Raw genomic sequence first — 25,211 nt, 5'->3', positions numbered from 1 at the left:
GGGCCGAAAACCCCGCCATCAATCTTTCATCGACTGTTCACGCAGCGAATCCGCCAACAGGTTCAGCCCCAGCACGAACGACATCAGCGCGATCGTCGGCGGCAGCGCCGGGTGGATGAAGGATCGCAAGAGGCGGCTGGCGTCCTTGATCGCGGTGCCCCAGTCGGGGCTTTCCGGCGCTAGGCCCAGGCCGAAATAGCCGAGCGTCCCGAGCAGGATCGTCGTGTAGCCGATGCGCAGGCAGGCATCCACGATCAGCGGACCGCGCGCATTGGGCAGGATCTCCCACAGCATGATGTACCAGGGCGATTCACCGCGCGTCTGCGCCGCCGCCACATAGTCGCGCGTCTTGATGTCCATGGTCAGCCCGCGCACGATGCGGAACACGCCCGGGCTGGAGGCGAACACCACCGCCACGAATATATTGAGCTGGTTGGGATCGATGTGGACGATGTGCAACGGATCCTTGTCGAAGACGAGGCCCGTATAGATCCAGCCGCCTAGGACCAGCGTGATGCCGAGCAGGATATAGAGCCGGTCCGGCCGGTTCTTGTAGCGGGTCCAGAACAGCACGCAGAAGAAGATGATCGGGAACAGGAAGAACAGTCCGGCCATCCCATAGGGGATCGGCGTGTCCATGATGCCCGGCGTCACCAGCAGGTAGAACAAGAGGATGACCGGGAAAGCCAGCACCAGATTGGCAAGGAACGACAAGAGCGTGTCGATCTTGCCGCCATAATAACCGGCCGGCAGGCCGAGCGTGATGCCGACCATCAGCGCGAAGCCGGTGGCGGCCGGCGCGATGATCAGCACGATCTGGCTGCCATAGACCATGCGCGAGAACACGTCGCGGGCAAGCTTGTCGCCGCCGAAATAATAGACGAGCTTCGATGCCGGCTCGATCGCCCCGGGCAGCGTGTCCTTCATCACCGAGACCTGCGCCAGCGGATCGAAGGGCGAGATGGTGGAGGCGAAGATCGCCGTGAACAGCCAGAACAGGCAGATGAAGACGCCGGCGATGCCGACGCCGCTGTCGAAGAGCTGGCCGTAGAGCCCGAGCCGCTTCTTGTAGGTAAAGCTGGCGCCCATCACCAGGATGAGCCCGACCCACACCGGCCAGAACCGCCAGAGCACGCCGATAACCACGTCGAAGGCGCTGATATATTCGGTTTGCATCGGCCCCTGCCCCTACTGAACCCTGATACGCGGATTGAGAAACGCGTAGCCGACGTCGGAAATCAGCTGCGTGATCAGCACGATGAACACCGAGACCAGCGAGCAGCCGAGCAGCAGGTCGATGTCGTTGTTGCCGGCGGCCTCGACCAGCGTGTAGCCGAAACCCTGGTAGCGGAACATCACCTCGACGATGACGACGCCGGTGAGCAGCCATGGGAACTGCAGCATGATGACGGTGAAGGGCGCGATCAGCGCGTTGCGCAACGCATGCTTGATCACCACGCTGCTGAAGGACAGGCCCTTCAGCCGGGCGGTGCGGATATATTGCTGCGTCATCACCTCGACCATCGAGGCGCGTGTCATGCGCGCGATATAGCCAATGCCGTAGATCGCCAGCGTGATCACCGGCAGCGTGAAATTGTAGAAGGTTATGCCCTGGCTGGCGGACGCCGCCGAGCCGTTCAGCCAGCCGAGCCAGGATGCGAAGATGACGGTGAAGATGACGCCCGACACATATTCGGGCGTCGCCGTCGAGGCGATCGAGGCCACCGACAGCACGCGGTCGGTACGCGAGCCCTCGCGCATGCCGGCGAGAATGCCGATCAGCAGCGAGATCGGCACCATCACCGCCAGCACCCAAAACATCAGCAATCCGGTGGCGCCGAGGGCCGGGAACAGCTTGGCCGCGACCGTCGTTTTGAACTTGGTCGAGCAGCCGAAATCGCCCTGCAGGACGCCCGAGAATGTCGGCTCGGCCGGGTCGTTGCAGAAGGAGAAGCGCTGCGTCGTCTTGCCGGTCGCCGGATCGGTGATCGGATGCTTCGGCAGGACGCCCAGCCACTGGCCGTAGCGCACGAAGAAGTTCTGCCGGTAGCCATGATTGACCAGCCAGCTTTCGAGCTGGTCGGCTGGCGTGTGCATCTCGGTCTGGCTGATCGCCAGTTTCTTCAGATTGGGCTCGAGATTGACGAGGAAGAAGACGACCAGCGTCAGGCACAGCATCGTGAGCAGTATCGTGCCGATGCGTCTAGCGATGAATGAGAACATGTGCCCCCCTGCCGGCCGGGTTGGGGTCAGATACGTTCAACCCTGTTTCGAAAAGCGGATGACGCCCCGCCGCCGCTGCAGGATATGCAACGGCGACGAAGCTGCAAATACGAGGGGCCACGGCCCCTCGCATCCATCGCGCTATGGATCATGCCTGCTCGAGCCAGACCTTGCCGAAGTCGTGCTCGTAGGTGGGGTGCATCGAGTGGTTCTTCACCTCGGGCTTGATGTTGATGTAGAGCTTGCGCCAGTAAGGCTGGATGATGATGCCGGAATCTTGCAGGGTCTGCTCGATATCCTTCATCACAACCTTGCGCTTCTCCGCATCGGCGATGCCGAGCGCCTCGTTCACCTTCTTGTCGAAGTCCGGATTGGCGTAGGCCGTCTCGTTCCACGCTTCACCGGAGCGGTAAGCGATGGCGATCACCTGGATGCCCAGCGGGCGCATGTTCCAGTTGGTTTCCGAGAACGGATACTTCGTCCAGTCGTTCCAGAAGGTCGAGCTCGGCAGCACGGTGCGCTTCACCTTGATGCCGGCTTCGCGCAGCTGGGCGGCGATCGCGTCCGTGGTGTTCTTGTGGTAGTCCTCGTCGTTGCTGATCAGCTCGTGCTCGAAATCGATCGCGCCCGCTTCCGTCAGCATCTGCTTGGCCTTGGCGATGTCGCGCTTGACCTCCGGCAGCTTGACATATTCCGGATGGATCGGCGCGACGTGGTGGTTTTCGGCCGGCGTGCCGGCATTGCCATAGCCGAGCTGCAGCACGGTGGCATTGTCGACGGCAAGCAACATCGCCTGACGAACCTTCTGGTCGTCATAGGGCTTGTGGGTGACGTTGAAGCGCGACACCACGGTGGCAGCCGTCACGACTTCCGAGACCGGAGCGCCGACGTCGGCGATGATCTTGATGTAGTCGGCGGTCGTTTCGTGGTTGGTCTGGACTTCGCCCGACTCGAAGGCCGAGACGGTCGCGGCCGGATCGGTGCCGTAATCGATGAACTCGACGCCGTCGAGGAAGGCCTCGCCCTGCCACCACTTGCCGGTCGTGCGGCGCTTGTAGACCACCTTCTGGCCGACGTCGTAGGAGACGAGCTCGAACGGACCGGTGCCGATCGGGCAGTTCTTGAAGTTGGCGCCCTTCTCGTCGAAGGTCTTGTGAACGACCAGCGCCGGATAGTCGCAAAGGTTCGGGATGATGGCGATATCGGGCTTGGTCAGCTTGAGCTTGACGGTCATGTCGTCGACCTTGACGACGGACCCTTCGCGCAGCTTCTTGGTCGTGTCGTCGACGAGGCTGCCGAGGCGGCCAGGCATGGAGTTGCCTTCCGCACCCTTATCCGCCCAGCGCGTGAAATTGTAGATCACGTCGTCGGCGGTGAACTTGTCGCCGTTGTTCCATTCGACGCCCGGCCGCACATGCAGCGTGTATTCGGTGGCATCGTCGTTGATGTCCCAGCTCGCCAGCAGATACGGCGCGAAGGTATATTCCTTCGTGTATTTCACCAGCGGCTCGAGCGCCTGGCGCTCGGCATTGGAGATTTCGGACCAGTCGGCGGTGCGCGGATCCTTCGGATCCTTGATCGACATCGCGACCTTGAGCACGCCGCCCTTCTTGCCCTGCACGTCCTCGGCTCTGGCCGGGGTCGGCGCGGCGAGGCCGAGCATGCCATAGGCCATTGCCGTCGATGCGCCGAAGACGCTGGCCAAAGCCAGGAATTCGCGGCGGTCCACGCCGCCCGATTTGGCCTCTTCAGCCATTTTCAGGATGTGATCGGGAACACGATCACCATTGCTCTTATAGATTGCCATGACTTACTCCCATTGTTGGCTTTCCGCCTTGTAACATTCCGCATCCAGACCGTGATGTCAAAACACGGTGTGGAGTAGGAACATGCCAGGGAATGTGCATCTTTGGCTACAACCCGGTTCGCGCGTTAGCGACAGTCTTGACGCAAATTTGTTATCACGAGGCGGATTTCCCAAAAAATCGTTGCGGGCGATTAAATCAATACATTTTATACGGATAACGGCCCCGCCCGCCTGCCGGGCAGACACAGAAGCGCCGGCGCGGCCTCAATATTCGCGTTCGTAGAAGACGCCGCCCTTGGCTTCGCCGGCATCATTGGCCTCGCCGCGCAGCTTCACGCCGCGACCGACATTGAGGTCGATCGTGGCCTTGCCGGAGCCTGGCTTGTCGCCCTTCTGTATGGTCACATAGGTGCGGTGGTTAAGGTATTTGCCGGCCGAGACCGCGGTGCCGCCCTTCTCGTCCGTCGTCACGTCGAGGTCGTCGACGCCGATTGCGTTGCGCAGGTTGTCGAGCAGCGAGGTCGTGCCGCCGGCGCCTGCCAATTGCGCGGCGGCGTCGGCGAGCTGGGCGATCTGCAGCGGTGACAGTCTGGACATGGATTGACCGAAGATGAGCTGCGCCAAGACCTCGTCCTGGGGCAGCGCCGGCACCGAGGAGAAGTTGAATTTCGGATCGGTCGCCTCGCCGGAAACCACGATTGTCACGGTGGCACTGCTTGTCGTCGTGGTCGCGGTGAGATTGAGGTAAGGCACCAGCGAACCCTGGAACCCGACCGTGCCGTCCGTGAACGTCAGCCGTTTTGCAAGGATCGTTAGCCGTCCGCGCTGCAAGGTGAAGGTGCCCACGGCCTGCGGTGACAACGCCGGGCCGGTTAGTTTGAGCGAGCCGCCGAGCTCGGCGTCGACGCCCCTGCCCTGGATGAAGATCTGGTTCGGCGCGTTGACCGTCACGTCGAGCGTCAGCCCGCTGCCGCCCTTGCTGCTGCCGCTGGACGTCGGCGGGCGCAGCGCCTTGTCCTGCGCCCGCACGGCGCGAGGCGCGTTCTTGTGTTTGACGTTGAGTTCCGAAAGCGATCCCGGCAGCTTGTCCGGGACGGTGATGACCGTCCTCGCCAGGTTGACGGTGCCGGCGATCACCGGCGCCGAGACCAGCGGCCCCTTGACGGTCAGGTCGCCGCCGAGATTGGCGGTCACCACCCGGCCGTCGGTGTAGCGGCCGTCGCTGAGCTTGATCGACAGGTCGGCCGGGAAGCCTTGCGCCGGCATGATGCCCACCGTGCCGCTGGCCGACAGGCTGCCGCGCGTCGACAGCTTCCCGGTCAAGCGGTTGATCCTGGCGACGCCGCCGCCGATCGAGACATCGGCGGCGATATCGTTGACCGCCAGGCCGGAACGCGCATCGATAAGGCGCGCGCCGGATGTCGTGACTTTGCCGCTGATCACCGGCGCGGATGCGGGACCGCGCACCTGCACATCGACATTGGCAGTGCCGTTGAGCGCCAGACCTTGCGCGGCGAGCTTGGCCGCCAGGAAGGAAAACGGCACCTTGCCGTTGAAATCGAGCGCCAAGGTGGGCGTGCCTGCCGTCGTCACCGTGCCGCCGCCCTTGAGGCCGAGGCCGGCCCCATCGCTGATGTTGGCGTCGAAGGCGAGCTTGTTGCCGGCGAAGGTTCCCGACGACGACACATTCATGCCGCCGAGGCCGGCGCCGCGCGTCTGCGAGGTCTGCACGCCGGAAGCATCGATGTTGAAGGCCGCCGAAGGGGTCGCCGGCGCGCCGGTGACCTTGACCGTGCCCGAGACCGTGCCGGCCGCGTCGAGGCCCGGCGAGAAACTGTTGGCAAGCGAGATCGGCACCCTGGCCAGATTGGCGTTGATGTCGAGCGTCTGCGCGACCTTGCCCGTCACCGTCGCCGTGCCGCCGCCGAGATTCAGCACCAGCCGGTCGAGCGTCGTCACCCCGTTGGCGATGGTCACCGTGGAGGCCTGCGCGATCGCGGCCTTGATGCCCTGCATCGTCGCCTGGCCCGACGCGAGCTCGACGGTCGTCGTGCCGTTGGCGATCCTCACCCGGCCGGCTGCCTTCGCCGGGATATTCTTGACGGTGGCGCCGCCGGAGAATCCGGTCCAGTCGCCGTCGCGCTTGAGATCGACATCGATGCCGGTGACAGCCGTGCCGCCGGAAGTCACGCTCTCGGCGCGCACCGTACCGGCAATGACCGGTGCTGCCATGTAATTCGCGATCTGCGCGTCGATGGCGACATTCCTGGCGGAGAGATCGCCGCGCTTGATCTCGGAGGTGTTCGCCTTGACGGCGACATTGGGTCCGTTGGCTGCCTTGGTAAAAGCGATCGTGCCGCGCACATTGCCCTCGGCCTTTTCCAGCGCCAGCGCGGCCAGCGGCCCGATATCGGGCAAGTCGAGCGAAACGGTGCCGACCGGCACGAAGGCATCGTCGAGGGTGAGATCGCCGGAAATCTTGTTCGGACCGAGCGACAGCAAAAGCCCGTTGATCGCGCGGCTGCCATTGGTCGTGGCGAGCACCGCGCTGCCTTGCAGGTTCTGCCCGGCGACGTTGCCGGTGAGCTCAACATTGGCCGCCGGATTGGCGGCATCGGCCTTGCCGCTGGCCGTGAGCTTCAGCCCGGTGATCTCGCGCGCCGCCACCGAAAGCCGGTCGCTGCTCACCGTCATCGACAGGTCCGGCGTGGTGACCGGGCCTTGCGCGTTCAAGGCAAAGGCGATGGCGCCGTTGGCATCTTTCGACAGCCCCGAAACGTCGCTCAACGCGCCTCTGATCCCGGCGGCCAGCTTGCCGTCGGCAAGGCTCGCCTGCCCGTCGGCGCTGAGCGCGCCGGAATTCAACTTCAGCCCGTCGACATTGACATTGCCATTGGCATCCCGCTTCAGCGAGGCGCTCAACGCAGCGCTCTCGCCAAGCATGCCGCGCACCGCCGCCGGCAAGGCTGAAGAGGCGACATTGGCGTTCATGTTGAGGTCGACCGAACCGTCGCCCAGCGATATCCGGCCGGCGACCTGGCCGTCGAGCGCATCGCTGGTGATCGAGCCGCTATTGACGGCGACGGCATCGGTCGTCAGGCGGCCATTGACCTTCGCCGTGACCTTGCCGGCGATCAGCGGCGCGATCATCGGATTGTCGAGGCCGATCCTGTCCACCGACACCGTGCCGGAAACCTGACCTGCTCGCCCCTTGAGGTCGAAGGCATCCGAATGCAGCGCCAGGGTGAGGCCGTCGACCGTCGCCTGGCTGGCGGCAATGGAAGGCAGGATTGCGGACACATCGAGCCGCGCCTGCGTGCTTTCGCCCGCCATCCTTGCCGACAAGGACTGGACCGCGATCTTGACCGGGCTTTGGGCGCTGCCGACCGTCAACGGCAGGCTGGCTCCGGACGAGGTAAGGTCGAGGGAGAAATCGCTGGCGCCGTTCGGGTTGAGGGTGCCGGCGGCCTTGCCTGAAATCCCTTCGCCCGAAAGCGTGGCGTGGTCCAGGGCGATGCCGCCCGCCAGCGTGTAGGTGCCGGCGGCGTCCAGATCCAGCGGCCCGAGTCCGGCCTGGCGGGTCTGGCGGGTCTCGGCGCCCGCCACCTTCGCGTCGAACTGAATGTCGGGGTTGGACGATGGACCCGTGACGTGTGCCGTGCCCTCCAGCGTTCCGGCCCCGTCGAGGCCCGGCACGAAATCATTGGCGAGCGCCAACGGGAGGTTGGCGAGGTTTGCCGTCAGGTCCAGGGCCTGACCGGCGCTGCCGGAAACCGTCGCCGAGCCGCCGCCGAGATTGAGCGCGAGCTTCTCGATGACGGTCACGCCATTGGCGATGGAGAGGCTGGAAGGCTCGGCTATGGCCGCCTTGATGCCGCGCACCGTCGCCTCGCCGGAAGCGATTTCCACGCTCGTCGTGCCGTTGGCGATCTTCACCCGGCCGGTGGCGGTGGCCGGAATGCCGGACGCGGTGGCGCCGCCGGTAAAGTTCGTCCACTCGCCGTCGCGCTTCAAGTCGATGCCGATGCCGCTGATGACCGTGCCGCCGGAGGTCACGCTGTCGGCCTTGATCGTGCCTGAGATCGCCGGCCCTTTCAGGTAGTTGGCGATCAGCGCGTTGACGGTGATGGCTTTCGCCGCCAGATCGCCGCGCGCGATCGACGTGCTGGCCGCATTTACGGTGACGGTCGGCGCCTCGCCGTCCTTGGCGAAGGCGATCGTGCCGTTGATATCGCCGGTCGCGCTCTGATTTGCGAGCGCCGCGAGCGGTCCGATGTCGGGCACGGCAAGCGTCAGCGTGCCGAGCGGCAGGAACTTGTCGTCGAGCGCAAGATCGCCCGAGACTTTGTTGTTGCCAAGCGCAAGGCTAAGACCCCTGATCGAGCGCTTGCCGTCGGCCGTCACCAGTGAGGCTGCGATGTCTAGCGCCTGCCCCTCGGAGCTGCCGGTCAGCGAGATTTCGGCGGACGGGTTGGCGATGTCGGCCTTGCCCTTGGCCGAGAGTTTGATGTCCTTCACCGTGCGGCCGGCGGCCGTCAGGCTGGCGCTGTCTGCTGAAACGGAGAAATCCGGCGCCCAGCGCGGGCCGCTCGTGGTCAGCGCGAAATTGACCCCGCCGGCAAGCGGCGTGCCGGCGAGCGACGACAGTGGCGAGACATCGCCCAACGTGCCTTTGACGCTGGCCTGGATATCCGATCCTTGCATGCTGCCGGTACCGCTGGCGCTAAGCGAGCCGGAACTGATCTCCAGCGAATTGGCGGCGAACGCCCCTTGCGGATCGCGCGTGGCGGTGGCCGAGAATTTCACCCGCTCGCCAAGCAGCGAGCTGATCTGCGGCGGCAATGCCTTCGAGACGGCGTCGGCATTCATCTTCAGCGTCATCGACAAATCGGCCAGCGCCACATTTGCCGTCAGCCCAGCATTGAGCGCATCGCTGCGCAAGGTGCCTTTGTCGATGGTCACGGTCTCGCGGCTGATCGTACCGGAAAGATCCGCGGCGAGCTTGCCGGTCACCAGCGGCGCCAGCGTCGCGACATCGGTCTTCAGGCCGGCGGCCGCGAGTTTGATGGCGACCGGGCCGTTAACGGTCTCGATGTCGAAGCCGTCGGAATGGATCTCGCCCGTAATATTGTTGAGCTGGGTGCCGCCGACGGCGACCGAAGTAAGCGACGTGCCGATATCCACCATCGGCGCCTTGCCGTCGCCGAAGGCGCGCACCGTGGCCTTTTCGACCGCGACCAGGATCGGAACCGCGCTGTTGCCGACATCGACGGTGACCGGCTTGTCCTTGGCGGAGAGCTCGACCGCCAGGTCGCTGGCGCCCTTCGGATCGACATTGCCGGTGGCAGTGCCGTGCACCGCATCGCTCTCTATGATGGCCTGCTCGATATCGATCCCACCCGACGCGGTCGCCGTTCCGGCGAGGTCGAAGCTCGTCTTGCCGGCAAACAAAGCCTTTATCTTCTCCGGCAGGAACTCTTCGAACTGGCCGTCGCCCTTGGCCTCGATGCGGTGGCCCTTGTCAGTGAGTTGGTGCCGGCCGGTCAACTGGCTGACGATCCGGCCGTCGACCATGAAGGTGCCGACGCCGCTCCAGTTGGCCAAAGGCCCGCCGCCGGAAACGACGATGTTGACGGGCGGCGCATCCGGCAGCTTGAGCAAATTGGCGATGATGCCGCCGGCCGATTCCGACGCCTTGAGGTCGAGGTCGAGCTTGTTGTCGGTCGGCGCAAAGTGGATCTTGGCGTCGACATTGCCTTGCTTGCCGTCATGGCGGCTGACGTTGAGCACGCTTTCGATCGCCAGCGGCGACGGATCGGCCTTGAGCGAGCCCTTGGCGGCCAGTTCGGCGATGCCGCTGCCGGCAAGCTCCTGTCCAAGCGCGATCTCAGGCAGGTCGATCTGCTTCACGTCGATCGACACCGGCAGGCTGGACGAGCCGCCTTGCGAAGGCTGCTGGCTCGGTTGCGGCAGCCGCGCCAGCTCGATGCGCTCGGCGGCAAAGCGGTCGGCATTGAAATTCCAGGAGAGCAGCGCCGTCGGCGACCAGTCGAGCGCCACCTTGCGCGCCACCATCCAGGCGCCGGCGCGGTCTTCCAGCACGACGTGGTCGACCCTGAGCGCGCCCGACCAGATGCCTTCGATGCCGCTGACCGTCACCTTGCGGTCCTCGCTAGAAGCCATCTTCGATATCAGGCCGGCGAGATTCTGCCGGCCACCTTCGGTGCCGGTCAGAACGACAAGCGCGCCGATCGCCACCACGAGCAGCACAAGCAGCGCGTAGAGGCAGATACGGAGGATGCGCCAGACCATCTTCATCGTCAGAACGCCTGGCCGATGCCGGCATAAATGCCGAAACGCGGATCGCCCGGATCGCGGTTGAGCGGCACGGCAGCGTCGATACGCAACGGCCCGAAGGGAGTGATATAGCGCAGGCCGACGCCTGCGCCGACCTTCACATTCGAGAAATCGGGAAAGGATTTGGTCGAGACCGTGCCGGCATCGACGAAGGGCACGATGCCGATCGTGTCGGTGACGCCGATGCGCATCTCGACCGAGGTCTCGAAGAAGGAGAGACCGCCGATCGGCTGGCCGTCAATGTCTTTCGGGCCGATGCCCTGGTAGGCATAGCCGCGCACCGAGCCGCCGCCGCCGGAATAGAAGCGCCGGTCGGCCGGCACGTTCTGCAGCCCGGTGCCGACGATCGAGCCCAGCGTCGCGCGCTCGGCGAGCACGAACCTGCTTGCCGTGTCGATCGACTGGTAGGCATAGCCTTCGCCCTTCAGCTTCAGGAAGGCCGCGCCGTTCATTATGTCGTAGCTCGGCTCGGCATAGGCGAGGAAGCGGAACCCTCTGGTCGGGTTAAGCTTGTTGTCGCGGCTGTCATAGACATATTGCAGCGGCACGCTGGCGATCAGATAGGTATGCTTGCCGAAGGCGTCGGTGATCTTCGAATAATCGAGGTCGAACTCGGCCGAGACCCGCTGCTTCTTGTCGAGGTCGTAGGAAACGCCGACGTCGCCCTTGACCGAGAAATGGTCATAGGCATCGGGGTGTTCGAACACCGTCTTGATGCCGGTGAAGAACTTCGACGTCGGCCCGAGCACGCCCGGCTTCTCGAACATGACGCCGGCATTGTAGTTGAGCGCGGAAAGGCTATTGCTGCCGATGCCGCTGATCGAGCCGTCGATGCGCAGCTTCTCCGCCTGGCCGAACAGGTTGCGGTGGCCCCAATAGCCTTCGAGCCCCAGGCCTTCGGTATTCGAGAAGCTGCCGCCGACGCCGAAATAGCGCGGCTTGCGCTCGCTGACCTGGACGCCGATCGGAATGTTGCCGTTGGCGTCGAGCCTGTCGCCTTCCTTGATGGTCACGCTGTTGAAGACTTCGAGCCCGAGCAGCCGGTCGCGCGCGTCATCGATCTCCTGCGGCGAATATTGCTGGCCCCGCTTCAGCCCGGTCATGTATTCGGTGAAGTCGCGATCGACCTTTTCCGTGCCCTCCACCGTGGTGTCGCCATAGCCGGCGACCGGACCGGCGGCCACCGTCAGCGTCACGTCCAGCGTCGAGCTGGTATGCTCGGCGACGATCTCGCGGTCCGTCACCTTGGCAAGCGGCCTGCCCTCTTCCTTCAGCGCCCGCACGATCAGCAGTTCGGCCTTGAGCACCGCGCCTGAACCGGCATCGCCGCCGGCGATCAGGCCGAAATCGGCTGCCGCCAACCCCGCCGCATCGCCCTTCAGCCGGATGTTGCCAAGCGTGAATTTCGCCCCGGGGGAAACCGTAATGACCACCGGAATGGGCTGTGGCCCCTTGAACTCGGCATCCGGCGGCAAGTCGTCGATCGACTTGCCCTCGATCGTGATGGTGACCACGCCTTCGTAGCGGGCATCGGCGTAGAGGGCGGCGACGAGCTGTTCGCGGTCGCCGCGTGCCTTCGCCATCAGGCCGAGCGACCCCGACACCGGATGATCCTCGTCATTTTTCAGCGCCGAGGCGTTTTCCAGCCTCTTGATCAGATCCTTGTCGGCATCAGGCGCATTGATCGTCACCGAGTAGCGCAGCGGATCGACGATGTCGGCATCCTCGTCCTTGGACGAGCCCCAAAGCTTGATGCCAAAAATCTCGAAAGCCGCGGCCTGCCGTACCTCGGCAGTCAGCACGGTCGAGCAGACGAGCGCGAAAAGCAGGGCGCGCGGGAGCCCGCGCCCTGGCGCGAACCCCTTTGACATCTGCGTTTCATGCGCCGGCATTAAGATAACCTAGTCGACAAAACTAAAATTGGAATGAAGTTCCGAAACGTTCGTAAAGGGGCCACAATCCAATTGTCTGAAATAGACCGGGCTTGGAATTCACACCTTTTGCATTTTCGCAAGAATGTGTGATCCGTCTCACAGAGGTTCTGTCGAAATACCGGCCTTTGGCCGGCATGGAAACCGTTCGCGGGTGATAAACCTGCGGCGATCCGGCGTTGACAAGCCTGCACGAGGCTTGTTCATGCCCGGACGCTGGCGATGTCTGGAGGGTGGTATGGCAATGCGCGCGGCTCGTGGTCTCTCTTTCCTTCTTCTCATCTTTTTCGCCCTGGGCGGGGTGGCCTTTGCCGCCGAAGCCCGGCGAATCGTGACGACCGATAATTCCGACTATTTCGGTTTCGACCTCAGATCGGAGCAGAATGTCAGCCTCGACCAGTGCAAGACCGCATGTCTCGGCGATCCCGCCTGCCGCGCCTTCACCTACAACACCAAGGCCAAATGGTGTTTTCTCAAATCCGACTATAACCAGTTGAAATCCTTCACCGGCGCCGTCGCCGGCAAGGTCGCGAATGTCGACGGCGATCCCGATATCGGCGCTCCGCCGACATTGGCCTTTTTCCCGAACTGGATGGCCGACCAGGCTCAGCAGTTCCGCAACAAGCTGACCGATCCGGCCTATGACAAGCCGACCGAAGGGCTTGCCGCCCTGCAGGCCGCCGCCGAGCAGGCATCGCTTACCGGCGACCATCGCCTTGCCATGCAGAAATACCAGGCCGCGGTCTCGGTCCTGCCCGATGACGGCGCGCTGTGGCTGGCGCTGGCGCGCGAGACGCTCGCCGTGCAGCCGGCGTCGAACACCACCGAACCCTCGACTTTGCCGATGAACGTCACCTCGGCGGCCTTCAACGCCTACAAGCTGGTGCGCACGGCAAAGACCCGCGCCGAGGCGCTGGCGCTGCTTGGCGCCGGCCTCGACAAGCGCGATCTCTACCGGCCCTCGCTGCAGGCCTATGAGGCGAGCCTTGCGCTGGTGAGCTCGCCGGCCGTCCAGGCCGACTATGCCGACCTCAAGGCGCGCAAGGGTTTTCGCGTCGTCGAGCACACCGTCGACGCCGATTCCTCCTCGCCGCGCATCTGCGCCCAGTTTTCCGAGGAACTGGTCAAGACCGGGGTCGATTATTCGCAATTCGTGACGGTCGACAACGCCGCGCCCAAGGCCGTCGAGGCCAAGGACAAGCAGGTCTGCGTCGAAGGCCTGGAACACGGCCAGCATTATGACGTGACCTTCCGCGCAGGCCTGCCGTCGGCGATCGGCGAGACGATCGCCGCGCCGGTCGTGCTGTCGATCTACGTCCAGGACCGCGCTCCCTCCGCCCGCTTCACCGGCGACAGCTTCGTGCTGCCGGCCGGCGCGCGCCGCGGCATCCCGGTCGTCACCGTCAACATGAACGCCGCCAAGATGACGCTCTATCGCATCGGCGATCGTTCGCTGGCGCAGCTTCTGTCCGGCTATCAGTTCCTGCATCAGCTCGACGGCTATGACATCTCCACCATTTCGGACCAGATGGGCGCCCCCGTCTGGTCTGGCACGCTCGAAATTGCCAATGATCTCAATAAGGAGGTTACCACTTCGTTCCCGGTGGATGAGGCGATCCCGCAGCGCAAGCCCGGCGTCTATGTGCTGACCGCGCAGCCGGTCGACGACAAGAGCGACGACTATGGTTCACGCGCCACGCAGTGGTTCGTCGTCTCCGATATCGGCCTTTCCACCTATACCGGCCAGGACGGCCTCAACGTCTTTGCCCGTTCGCTGGGCTCGGCCAAGCCGATCTCCGGTGCCGAACTGACGCTGCTTGCCAGGAACAACGAGATTCTCGGCACGGCGACCACCGACGCCGAGGGCCACGCCATCTTCAATCCGGGCCTTACCCGCGGCGAGAACGGCATGGTGCCGGCCGTGCTGATGGCCAAGCAGGGCGAGAACGACTTCGTCTTCCTCGACATGGGCAAGGCCGGCTTCGACCTGTCCGATCGCGGCGTCGAGGGGCGCGCCTCGCCAGGCGCCCTCGACGTTTATGCCTGGACGGAGCGCGGCATCTACCGCGCCGGCGAGGACGTTCACGTCGCGGCCCTCGCCCGCGACGGCGCGGCAAAAGCGGTTGAGAACCTGCCGCTGACCTTCATCTTCACACGTCCAGACGGAGTCGAGAACCGCCGCATCGTCAGCAATGGCGAGTCCGCCGGCGGCCACGCCGTCGACCTGCCGCTCGAGGCCAACGCCATGCGCGGCACCTGGACGGTGTCGATCTACACCGATCCCAAGCAGTCGCCGGTCGCCAGCCAGATGTTCCTGGTCGAGGATTTCGTGCCGGATCGCATCGAATTCGACCTGACCGCCGACAAGAAGGAGATCGCCCAGGGCGAGACCGCCAACGCTACGGTCGACGGCCGCTTCCTCTACGGCGCGCCGGCCGCGGGCCTTGCGCTTGAAGGCGAGCTGACGCTGTCGACCACAAGCACCTGGGACAGCTTCAAGGATTTCACCTTCGGCCTCGCCGACGAGCAGTCGGGCGAGCCGACCGTGACGCCTCTCGCCAACCTTCCCGTGGTCGGCGACGACGGCAAGGCGACCTTCCCGGTGACGATCGACCAGTTGCCGTCGACCACCAAGCTGGTCAACGCCAAGATCACCGTCCGCATGCGCGAGGCCGGCGGCCGCGCCGTCGAGCGCTCGCTCGACATCGGCGTTCGCCCGCAGCGCGACGTCATCGGCATTCGCCCGGATTTCGAGGGCGATGAGGTGCCGCAGGGCGGTACGGCCAAGTTCAGCATGATCGCCGTCGACCCCAACGGCAAGCGCGAAGACCTGAAGGGCGCCCAGTGGTCGCTGGTCAAGGTCGAGCGGAACTATCAATGGTACCGTTCCAACAATTCGTGGAACTACGAGGCGGTCAGCCTCACCAAAGCCGTCGCCAACGGCGCGGTCGACCTGAAGGCCGATGGCGAGGCGACCGTGTCGCTGCCCGTCGACTGGGGCCGCTACCGGCTCGAGGTCGAGACGGCCGATCCCGACGGTCCGGCCACCAGCTATGAGTTCGACGCCGGCTGGTACGTCGCCTCGACCACCACCGAGACGCCCGACGGCCTGGAGATCGCGCTGGACAAGGATGCTTACGCCACCGGCGAAGTCGCCAAGCTGAAGGTCTCGCCGCATTTTGCCGGCGAGCTTCTGGTCACCATCGGTGCCGAAAAGCTGCTGAAGACCGTCACCGCTTCGGTGCCGGCCGGCGGCAGCACGGTCGACATCCCCGTCGGCGACGACTGGGGCGCCGGCGCCTATGTCACGGCGACCTTGTTCCGGCCCGGCGACGCGCAGGAATCGCGCATGCCGGCCCGCGCCATCGGCATCCAATGGCTGTCGGTCGATCCGGGCTCGAAGAAGCTGGCGGTCAGCCTGATGCCGCCGGAAAGAACCGTGCCTCGCCAGCAGCTGTCGATCCCGGTCGCCGTCGGCGGCGCTCAGGCCGGCAGCAATGCCTATGTAATGGTGGCTGCCGTCGATGTCGGCATCCTCAACCTCACCAACTACAAGGCGCCCGATCCGGAAGACTGGTTCTTCGGCCAGCGCATGCTGGGGCTGGAGATCCGCGACCTCTACGGACGTCTGATCGACGGCTCGCTCGGCGCCATGGGCAAGATACGCACCGGCGGTGATGGGGCGAACATGCAGGCGCAAGGCAGCCCGCCGACGGAAAAGCTGGTCGCCTTCTTCTCCGGCCCGGTCGAGCTCGATGCCAACGGCAAGGCACGGATCGATTTCGATATCCCGCAGTTCAACGGCACCGTGCGCGTCATGGCCGTCGCCTGGACCAAGGATGCGGTCGGCCATGCCCAGACCGACGTCATCGTTCGCGATCCGGTGGTGATCACCGCCGGCCTGCCGCGCTTCTTGGCGCCGGGCGATGCGGCGACCATGCGCCTCGACATTGCCGACACCGACGGCCCGGCCGGCGACTATGTGCTCTCGGTCACCACGACCGGGGACCTGTCGACCGGCGACAAGCCACTGCCCGAGAAGCTGACGCTCGCCCAGGGCAAGCGTCAGTCGCTCACCTTCCCGCTGGTCGCCAAGACGCCGGGCGACGCCTCGGTCACCGTCAAGCTCGCGCATGCCGACGGGACCGAGGTCGAGCAGACGCTCTATCTGCCGGTGCGCCCGGCGCAGCTTCCGGTCACCAACCGCATGGTTGTCGACCTCAAGCCCAATGGCGGCTCGTTGCGCGTCGACAAGGAACTGCTTGCCGCAAGCGTGCTCGATGGCGCTTCGGTCAGCGTCGGCGTCTCGCAATCGTCCGCGCTCGACGTGCCGTCGCTTCTGATGTCGCTCGACCGCTACCCCTATGGCTGCGCCGAGCAGACCACCAGCCGCGCCATGCCGCTGCTCTATGTCAACGACATGGCCAAGGGCATCGGCATGGAGAGCGACCCTGACCTGCATGGCCGCATTCAGGACGCCATCTACAAGGTGCTGTCCTACCAGGCGGCAAGCGGCAGCTTCGGCCTCTGGGGGCCGGGCTCTGGCGATCTGTGGCTCGACGCCTATGTCACCGAGTTCCTGACCCGGGCGCGCGAGCAGAAGTACGACGTGCCGGCGCTGGCCATGAACCAGGCGCTCAACAACCTGCAGAACTCGCTTGGCTACGACCAGGACGTCCAGGACAGGGGCAGTGAGATCGCCTATGCGCTCTATGTGCTCGCCCGCAACAAGAAGGCCTCGATCGGCGACCTGCGCTATTATGCCGACACGCAGCTCGAAGCCTTCTCCAGCCCGATGGCCGTCGCCCAGTTGGCGGCAAGCCTGGCGCTCTACGGCGACGCGCAGCGTTCGGAAGCCACCTTCCAGACGGCGCTCAGGCTGGCGAAGTCGGAAACCGACTACGACTACTACCGCTCGGACTACGGCTCGCGGCTGCGTGACGGCGCGGCGATGCTCGCGTTGGCGGCGGAATCGAAGCCGGTGCCGAGCATCATGCCGCAGCTGATCAAGCTGGTGGGAGTGGCGCGCGCCGACGCCCGCTGGACGAGCACGCAGGACGAATCCTGGATGCTGCTCGCCGCGCGGGCGCTGAAGGAAGGCAATGATTCCATCACGCTTTCCGTCAACGGCGCACCGCATTCGGGCGGCTATTCAGACCAGGTCGCCGGCAGCGAGCTTGTCGACAGCCCGCTCGCCATCGCCAACACCGGCGCGACGCCGCTGCAGGCGGTGGTGACCGCGGTCGCCGCGCCGGTCGAGCCGCTGCCGGCCGGCGGCGACGGCTTCACCATCGCGCGCACCTACTACAAGCTCGACGGCACCGAGGCCAACGTCACCGAGGCCAAGCAGAACGAGCGCTACGTGGTCGTGCTCAAGATCTATGAGCAGAACAAATGGCCGTCGCGGCTCCTGATCACCGACCTGTTGCCGGCCGGCTTCGAGATCGACAATCCGAGCCTGGTTTCCAGCGCGCAATTGTCGAACTTCTCCTGGCTGGCGCAAACCGACGCCGCGCATCTGGAGTTCCGCGACGACCGCTTCGTCGCCGCTTTCAACCCCGATGAAGGCGACCACGGCCGCAACATCACGCTGGCCTATGTCGTGCGCGCCGTGACGCCGGGCACCTACGCCCATCCGGCGGCGACGGTGGAGGACATGTACCGGCCGCAATATTCGGCCCGCACCGCCACCGGCATAATGGGGGTGAAGGCCGAGTAGCGATGACAAGGTCGCCGATATCTCCCTTCTCCCCGTCTCTATACCGGGAGAAGGGGCCGGTTCACCCTCCGAAGCTGCAGCGTAGCTGCTGCGAAGGAGGGGCAGGCGGATGAAGGCCAGCGCCATGTTCTCCAGAAAATTTCTCAGACGCACCGCGATCGCAGGCCTTTGCCTCGCCGGCTTCGCGGCGCTTTCGATCGCCGCGCTCTGGGAGCTCGACCGCGCTTTCCCGCCGCCGCTGCCGGCAAAGCTGACGGTCTCGACGGAGGTGCAGGACCGCGACGGTCAGCTGCTGCGCGCCTTCGCCACGCCCGACGGCTACTGGCGGCTCGAAACCCGCCTCGACCAGGTCGACAGGCAATTCGTCGACATGCTGGTGACGTACGAAGACAAGCGCTTCTGGGATCACCGGGGCGTCGATCTCCTGGCGCTTTGCCGCGCTGCCGGCCAGCTCGTCACCAGCGGCCATATCGTGTCCGGCGGCTCGACCTTGTCGATGCAGCTGGCCCGGCTGATCGAACCGCGCGACAGCCGCAGCCTTGCCTCCAAGCTCAGGCAGATGCTGCGCGCCATCCAGATCGAACGGCGGCTCACCAAGCAGGAAATCCTCGAACGCTACCTGACGCTGGCGCCCTATGGCGGCAATCTCGAAGGCGTGCGCGCCGCATCGCTCGCTTATTTCGGCAAGGAGCCGAAGCGGCTCACGGTTTCGGAAGCCGCCCTGCTCGTCGCGCTGCCGCAATTGCCGGAGAAGCGCCGGCCCGACCGCAACCTCGACATCGCCCACGCCGCACGCGACCGCGTGCTCACCCGTATGGTCTCGGCCGGCCTGCTCGGCGAACGCGAAGCCGCGCGCGCCGCGCTGGACGACGTCTCGGGCCTGCGCAGAAAACTGCCGGCGCTGGCCGCGCATGCTTCCTACGCCATGCTGCCCAGGGCCGTGCCAGGCAAGCCGCTGCAGCTCACCATCCGCAAAAGCGTGCAGCAGGGGCTGGAACAGGTGGCAAGGGATGCCGCCAGGAAGCTCGGCCCGAAACTTTCCGTCGCCATGGTCATGGCCGATGCGCGCACAGGCGACATCCTGGGCGAAGTCGGCTCGGCCGATTTCTTCGATGCCAGCCGCTCCGGCTGGATCGACATGACCAAGGTGGTGCGTTCACCCGGCTCGACGCTGAAGCCCTTCATCTATGGGCTGGCCTTCGAGCAGGGGCTGGTGGCGCAGGAGATGATCATCGAGGACAGCCCCGCCGATTTCGGCGGCTACCGTCCGAAGAATTTCGACATGGGTTACCAGGGCGACGTCTCGATCCGCCAGGCGCTGCAATTGTCACTCAACGTGCCGGCGATCCGCGTGCTCGACGCCGTCGGCCCCGCGCGGCTCACCGCGCGCTTCCGCCAGGCCGGCGTCAACCCGATCCTGCCGGTAAACGAAGCGCCGGGCCTGGCGATCGGACTTGGCGGCGTCGGCGTGACCTTGCGCGACCTGGTGCAGCTCTATACGGGGCTCGCCAATGGCGGCAAGATGCATACGCTGCATGACGGCACCGAGCCGGCCGCCGCCGAGCGCGCCACCGCCACCATTCTCGACGACCAGGCAGCCTGGCAGATCAACGACATCCTGTCTGGCGTGAAGCCGCCGCAAGGCGCCATGCAGCGTGGCATCGCCTACAAGACCGGCACCTCTTACGGTTATCGCGATGCCTGGTCCGTCGGCTTCGACGGCCGCTACGTGCTGGGTGTGTGGGTCGGCCGCGCCGATGCCAGCCCTGTCCCCGGCCTGTCGGGCTATGTCTCGGCAGCACCCATCCTGTTCGAAGGCTTCGTCCGTTCCGGCGTTGCCGGCGTGCCGCTGCCCGGCCGGCCGCCGGGCATCTTCAATCCCAAACGCGAGGAATTGCCGGTGACGCTCGCCCGCTTCGGCGCCGGCGCCGACGGGCTGGTGCAGGCCACCGCCACCGAGCCGGCGCCGACCATCATCTTCCCGCCCAACGGAGCGCGCGTCGACCTCGGCACCAATTCGGCCGATGCTACGCCGCTGGTGCTGAAACTGCAGGGCGGCCGCGCCCCGTTCCGCTGGCTCGCCAACGGCAAGCCGCTCGCCGGCATCGACCGCCGCCGCACGGCAACCTGGCAACCCGACGGCACCGGCTATTCGACGCTGACGGTGATCGACGCTGTGGGGCGAGCGGCAAGCGTGAAGGTTTTCGTTGAGTAGAACGCGGCAAGCGATTCAGGGGATTGCGTTTCTCGGCGTGATGTCCGGCGCGAGGGCCTCGCGCCGACTTTTGTCGAGAGCATTCTTCGCAGCGCTTGCGCTAGCAATCGCGAGCCCTCTCCCAGTCCGCGCCGATCCCCTCCCCGCCGGCTTCGTCAGGCTGGCCGATGTCGACCCGACCATTCGCCAGGATATCCGCTACGCCGGCCTGGAAAATTTCCTGCACCGCAAAGCCGACGGCTATGACGCGCCGGTCTGCATCCTGACCGCGCAGGCGGCGAAGGCGCTGTCCAGCGTCCAGAAAGCCATGACCGCCAAAGGCCTGACGCTGGTCGTTTTCGACTGCTACCGCCCGGCGCGAGCGGTTGCCGATATGGGCAGGTGGACAAGAGGAGGCGGCCAGCCAGACCCGCAATGGTATCCGACCGCCGAGCGAGGCGATCTCATCGCCAAAGGCTATATCGGCGAGTTCTCCAGCCATTCTCGAGGCTCGACGGTGGACCTTGCCATCGCCAAGTCCGGCAATAAAAGCGCGGTTCATCCGGCCTGCGGCGCGCCGGACGGCGGCACGCTCGATTTCGGCACCGGTTTCGACTGCTTTGACCCAAAGAGCGAAACCGCCAGTGCCTTGATCGGCGCCGAAGCCACCGCAAACCGCAAGACGCTGCTGAGCGCAATGCGCGCCGCCGGCTTTCGCAACTATGCGCGCGAATGGTGGCACTTCACCCTGGCAAAAGAGCCGTTCCCAAAACAGCGCTTCGATTTTCCGGTTAACGCCAATTGAGGCGCCCCGGGTTGTCATCACCCTGACCGCTTCTAATTAGGGCCGGCGGATGAAGAGCCATGCGGCCGCTGAGGAAGTTATTTCCTTAACCGACCCACGCTCGGCGAAAATTTGTTTCGAGGAGATGAAAAAGGCAACATTCAATGCATCCAAATTCTATAAACTCGGTAGAGTTCGCAGCAGTTCAACGGAGGCCGGAATGACCAAACCTCATTTCAGGAAACTGCTCGGCGCGCTGGTCGTCACGTCTGTCCAGTTCGGCACGCTCGGCTTCGCGTTTGCCGACACGACCATTCTGAATGTGTCCTATGACCCGACACGTGAGCTCTACAAAGCCTATGATGAGGCGTTCGCCGCGCACTGGAAGGCTGAGACCGGAGAAACAGTCACCATCCAGCAGTCGCATGGCGGTTCCGGCGCGCAGGCCCGGGCGGTGATCGACGGCCTCGACGCCGACGTCGTGACGCTGGCCCTCGAAGGCGACATCAACGCCATCGTCTCGAAGACGAAGAAGATCAACCCGGATTGGCGCACGAAGTTCGAGAACAACTCCGCACCCTACACCTCGACTATCATCTTCCTGGTGCGCAAGGGCAATCCCAAGGGCATCCAGGACTGGAGCGATCTGGTGAAGGACGGCGTCCAGGTGATCACGCCGAACCCGAAGACGTCCGGCGGCGCGCGCTGGAACTATCTTGCCGCCTGGGCCTATGCGAACGCCAATGACGGCAACGATGAAGCCAAGACCAAGGAGTTCGTCGGCAAGCTTTATGCGAATGTCCCGGTGCTCGATACCGGCGCCCGCGGCTCGACGGTGACCTTTGCGCAGAAGGGCCTGGGCGACGTGCTGATCGCCTGGGAGAATGAAGCCTATCTCGCGCTCGACGAATTCGGCGCCGACAATTTCGACATCGTCTACCCGCCGACCTCGATCCTGGCGGAGCCGCCGGTCGCGGTCGTCGACGCCAATGTCGATGTCAAGGGCACGCGCAAGGTCGCGGAGGCCTATCTGGCCTGGCTCTATTCCAAGGAAGCGCAGGCCATCATCGCCAAGAATCACTATCGCCCGGCCAAGCCCGACCTGGTGCCGGCCGAGGACCTTGCAAAGCTGCCGGCAATCAAACTGGTCACCATCGACGACCCGCAGTTCGGCGGTTGGAAGAAAGCGCAGCCTTACCATTTCGGCGACGGCGGTATATTCGACCAGATCTACAAACCGGCGCAGTGAGGCCTGACGGCCGGTGAGCCTCACGGGCGTCCCGGCCGAATGCGACTGCGCAGAGCCATTCCGGTTTGAAAAGAAGGACGATCCAGGACAGCATGACCACAGCACCTGCCAAGGCGGGGTGGCGATTCAGACAGCCGAGTGTCATTCCGGGGTTCGGATTGACGCTCGGCTTCTCACTTGCCTACCTCACGCTCATCATCCTCATCCCCCTTTCGGGACTGGTCTGGCGTTCGGCCGCGCTCGGCTGGGCCGATTTCTGGGCGATCGCCGTCGACCGGCGCACCCTCAACGCGCTGAAGATAAGCTTCGGCACTGCCTTCCTGGCGGCTGTCGTCAACGTCGTGTTCGGCACCATCGTCGCCTGGGTTCTGGTCCGCTACCGCTTTCCAGGGCGCCGCATCGCCGACGCGATGGTCGACCTGCCCTTCGCCCTGCCAACGGCCGTCGCCGGCATCGCGCTCACCACGCTCTATGCGCCAAACGGCTGGATCGGCCAGCTTCTGATGCCGCTCAGCATCAAGGTCGCCTACACACCGCTCGGCATCGTCGTCGCGCTGGTGTTCATCGGCCTGCCCTTCGTCGTGCGCACGGTCCAGCCGATCATGGAAGAGATCGACAAGGAGGTCGAGGAAGCAGCCGCCACGCTCGGCGCCAGCCGTTTCCAGATCATCGCCCGGGTGCTTTTCCCAGGACTGGCGCCGGCGATCATCACCGGCTTCTCGCTCGCCTTCGCGCGCGGCGTAGGCGAATACGGCTCGGTCATCTTCATCGCCGGCAACCTGCCCTTCAAGTCCGAGATCGCACCACTTCTCATCGTGATCAGGCTCGAGGAATACAATTACGAGGCGGCGACCGCGATCGCCGCGATCATGCTGGCGCTGTCCTTCGTGATGCTTTTGGTGGTCAATCTCGTCCAGACATGGAGCCGCAAACGCTATGGCTGATCCCGAGATCAAATCCTACGAACCGCATCACGAGAGCCAGTCGGCCGCGGTGACCGAAAGCCGGCCCGTCAAGGCCGTGCTGATGGCAATCGCCTTCGCCTTCCTCGCAATCTTCCTGCTTTTGCCGCTGATCGTCGTCTTTCGTGAGGCGCTTGCCAAAGGCACCGGCGCCTACACAGAAGCCCTTTCCAGCCCCGACACGCGCTCCGCCATCCGCCTGACATTGCTTGTGGCGGCGATCTCGGTGCCGCTCAACGTCGTCTTCGGCATCTCTGCCGCCTGGGCCATCGCCAAGTTCGAATTCAAGGGCAAGGCGTTCCTGACCACGCTGATCGACCTGCCTTTCTCGGTCTCGCCGGTCATCTCCGGCCTGGTCTATGTGCTTCTCTTCGGCGCGCAGGGGCTGCTCGGCGCCTGGTTGAAGGCGCATGGCATCGTCATCCTCTTCGCCGTGCCCGGCATCGTGCTGGCCACCATCTTCGTCACCTTCCCCTTCGTCGCCCGCGAGCTCATTCCGCTGATGCAGGAACAGGGCAATGGCGACGAAGAGGCGGCGCTTTCGCTGGGCGCCAGCGGCTGGCAGGCCTTCTGGTATGTGACGCTGCCCAACGTCAAATGGGGGCTGCTCTACGGTGTGCTTCTGTGCAATGCGCGCGCCATGGGCGAGTTCGGCGCAGTCTCGGTGGTTTCGGGCCACATACGCGGCCTCACCAACACCATGCCGCTGCATGTCGAGATCCTTTATAACGAATACAACGCCGTCGGCGCCTTTGCCGTCGCTTCGCTGCTGGCCGGCCTGGCGCTGGTGACGCTGGTCTTGAAAACGCTTCTGGAGATGCGCTACGGCGCCGAGCTTGCCGCGACACGCGGACACTGAACACTACCTGTCGCCGAGAGTGCCTGGCAGTTTGGGAACACCGACAGCATCAACGAACCGAGGGATTTGCATGGAAGTTCGCGTCGTCAACGTGCGCAAGGAGTTCGAGCGGTTTCCGGCGCTCCATGACGTGTCGCTCGACATCAGGTCCGGCGAGCTCATCGCGCTGCTCGGGCCGTCCGGCTCCGGCAAGACGACGCTGCTTCGGTTGATCGCCGGCCTGGAACGGCCGACCAAGGGCGCGATCTTCTTCGGCGACGAGGACGCCTCGCAGAAGTCGATCCAGGAGCGCAATGTCGGCTTCGTCTTCCAGCATTACGCGTTGTTCCGCCACATGACAGTCGCCGACAACATCGGCTTCGGCCTGAAGGTCCGGCACGGCGCCGCAAGGCCGTCGGGGCAGGAAATCCGCCGCCGGGCGCTGGAACTGCTCGATCTCGTTCAGCTGTCGGGACTGGAAAAGCGCTATCCGGCGCAACTTTCGGGCGGCCAACGCCAGCGCGTCGCGCTCGCCCGCGCCATGGCGATCGAGCCCAAGGTGCTTTTGCTCGACGAACCGTTCGGCGCGCTCGACGCGCAGGTTCGCCGCGAGCTGCGCCGCTGGCTGCGCGAGATCCACGACCGCACCGGCCACACGACCGTCTTCGTCACGCATGACCAGGAAGAAGCGCTGGAGCTCGCCGACCGCGTCGTGGTCATGAGCCAGGGCCGCATCGAGCAGGTCGGCACCGCCGACGATATCTACGACACACCGAACTCGCCCTTCGTCTACTCCTTCATCGGCGAGTCGAGCTCGCTGCCGGTCAAGGTGGAGAACGGCGAGGTGTGGATCGCCGACCGGCCGATCGGGCTCTCGGCGCCGCACGCGCCGTCCGGCGAGGCAGTCCTCCACTTCCGTCCGCATGACGTCGACCTGGTCGACGGCTGCAGCGGCTGCATCGCCGGCACGGTTGCCGCCAGCCGCCGCGTCGCCGGCACCAGGCGCGTCGAGCTCGAGATCGGCGGTGAGCGCCAGCGCGTCGAGATCGAGCTGCCCGTAGACCATCCCGCGGCGCAGAAGAGCCGGGTGGCTTTCAGGCCGCGACGCTGGAAGCTTTTTCCGGCGGCGTGATCGTCGCGTCGAGCG

The 25,211-nt window shown here is 64.9% G+C and carries 12 protein-coding genes; 7 read left to right on the top strand and 5 right to left on the bottom strand.

Annotation, left to right across the window (positions count from 1 at the left end; translation table 11 throughout):
- Nucleotides 1–18: 18 nt before the first annotated feature.
- The 5 genes from FJ419_RS24895 to FJ419_RS24875 all read right to left on the bottom strand — a co-directional run bounded on the left by FJ419_RS24895 (nt 19) and on the right by FJ419_RS24875 (nt 12,279).
- The gene (locus FJ419_RS24895) at nt 19–1,176 is read right to left on the bottom strand and encodes an ABC transporter permease (protein ID WP_140545747.1); all 1,158 of its coding nucleotides are present in this window, start codon (nt 1,174–1,176) and stop codon (nt 19–21) included.
- 12 nt (nt 1,177–1,188) lie between these two features.
- Nucleotides 1,189–2,223 (bottom strand): ABC transporter permease, encoded by a 1,035-nt coding sequence (locus FJ419_RS24890; protein WP_140699362.1) that lies wholly within the window; start codon nt 2,221–2,223, stop codon nt 1,189–1,191.
- A 148-nt stretch (nt 2,224–2,371) separates the two neighbouring features.
- Complete coding sequence (locus tag FJ419_RS24885; RefSeq protein WP_140699358.1) at nt 2,372–4,030, bottom strand: ABC transporter substrate-binding protein; 1,659 nt, start codon at nt 4,028–4,030, stop codon at nt 2,372–2,374.
- Between the two features lie 264 nt (nt 4,031–4,294).
- Nucleotides 4,295–10,348 carry a translocation/assembly module TamB domain-containing protein gene (locus tag FJ419_RS24880; RefSeq protein WP_140699348.1) on the bottom strand — a complete coding sequence of 2,018 codons (6,054 nt, stop codon included), beginning with the start codon at nt 10,346–10,348 and terminating at the stop codon, nt 4,295–4,297.
- 2 nt (nt 10,349–10,350) lie between these two features.
- A complete protein-coding gene (locus FJ419_RS24875) occupies nt 10,351–12,279 on the bottom strand; it encodes an autotransporter assembly complex family protein (RefSeq protein ID WP_140699346.1) in 1,929 nt (642 codons plus the stop codon).
- Nucleotides 12,280–12,556: 277 nt separating this feature from the next.
- Between FJ419_RS24875 and FJ419_RS24870 the strand changes: the two genes are divergently transcribed.
- The 7 genes from FJ419_RS24870 (at nt 12,557) to FJ419_RS24840 (ending at nt 25,196) form a co-directional block, all read left to right on the top strand.
- Nucleotides 12,557–18,037 carry an alpha-2-macroglobulin family protein gene (locus tag FJ419_RS24870; protein WP_140699343.1) on the top strand — a complete coding sequence of 1,827 codons (5,481 nt, stop codon included), beginning with the start codon at nt 12,557–12,559 and terminating at the stop codon, nt 18,035–18,037.
- Nucleotides 18,038–18,161: 124 nt separating this feature from the next.
- Nucleotides 18,162–20,252 (top strand): penicillin-binding protein 1C, encoded by a 2,091-nt coding sequence (gene pbpC / locus FJ419_RS24865; protein ID WP_181170803.1) that lies wholly within the window; start codon nt 18,162–18,164, stop codon nt 20,250–20,252.
- A gap of 70 nt (nt 20,253–20,322) precedes the next feature.
- The gene (locus FJ419_RS24860) at nt 20,323–21,036 is read left to right on the top strand and encodes a M15 family metallopeptidase (protein ID WP_348642827.1); all 714 of its coding nucleotides are present in this window, start codon (nt 20,323–20,325) and stop codon (nt 21,034–21,036) included.
- Between the two features lie 199 nt (nt 21,037–21,235).
- Nucleotides 21,236–22,264, top strand: coding sequence for a sulfate ABC transporter substrate-binding protein (locus FJ419_RS24855; RefSeq protein WP_140699340.1), 1,029 nt, complete (start codon nt 21,236–21,238; stop codon nt 22,262–22,264).
- Between the two features lie 92 nt (nt 22,265–22,356).
- Entirely contained in the window at nt 22,357–23,208 is an 852-nt protein-coding gene (gene cysT / locus FJ419_RS24850; protein ID WP_140699337.1) for a sulfate ABC transporter permease subunit CysT, read from the top strand.
- Nucleotides 23,201–24,085 carry a sulfate ABC transporter permease subunit CysW gene (gene cysW / locus FJ419_RS24845; protein WP_140699334.1) on the top strand — a complete coding sequence of 295 codons (885 nt, stop codon included), beginning with the start codon at nt 23,201–23,203 and terminating at the stop codon, nt 24,083–24,085. The genes cysT and cysW overlap by 8 nt, the downstream gene beginning before the upstream one ends.
- 70 nt (nt 24,086–24,155) lie before the next feature.
- The gene (locus FJ419_RS24840) at nt 24,156–25,196 is read left to right on the top strand and encodes a sulfate/molybdate ABC transporter ATP-binding protein (protein WP_140699331.1); all 1,041 of its coding nucleotides are present in this window, start codon (nt 24,156–24,158) and stop codon (nt 25,194–25,196) included.
- Nucleotides 25,197–25,211: the final 15 nt, after the last annotated feature.

It is taken from the genome of Mesorhizobium sp. B2-6-2 (assembly GCF_006440615.1).
GTDB lineage: Bacteria > Pseudomonadota > Alphaproteobacteria > Rhizobiales > Rhizobiaceae > Mesorhizobium.
Note: the sequence above shows the minus strand (reverse complement) of the source record. Positions and strands in the feature narration are given on the sequence as shown.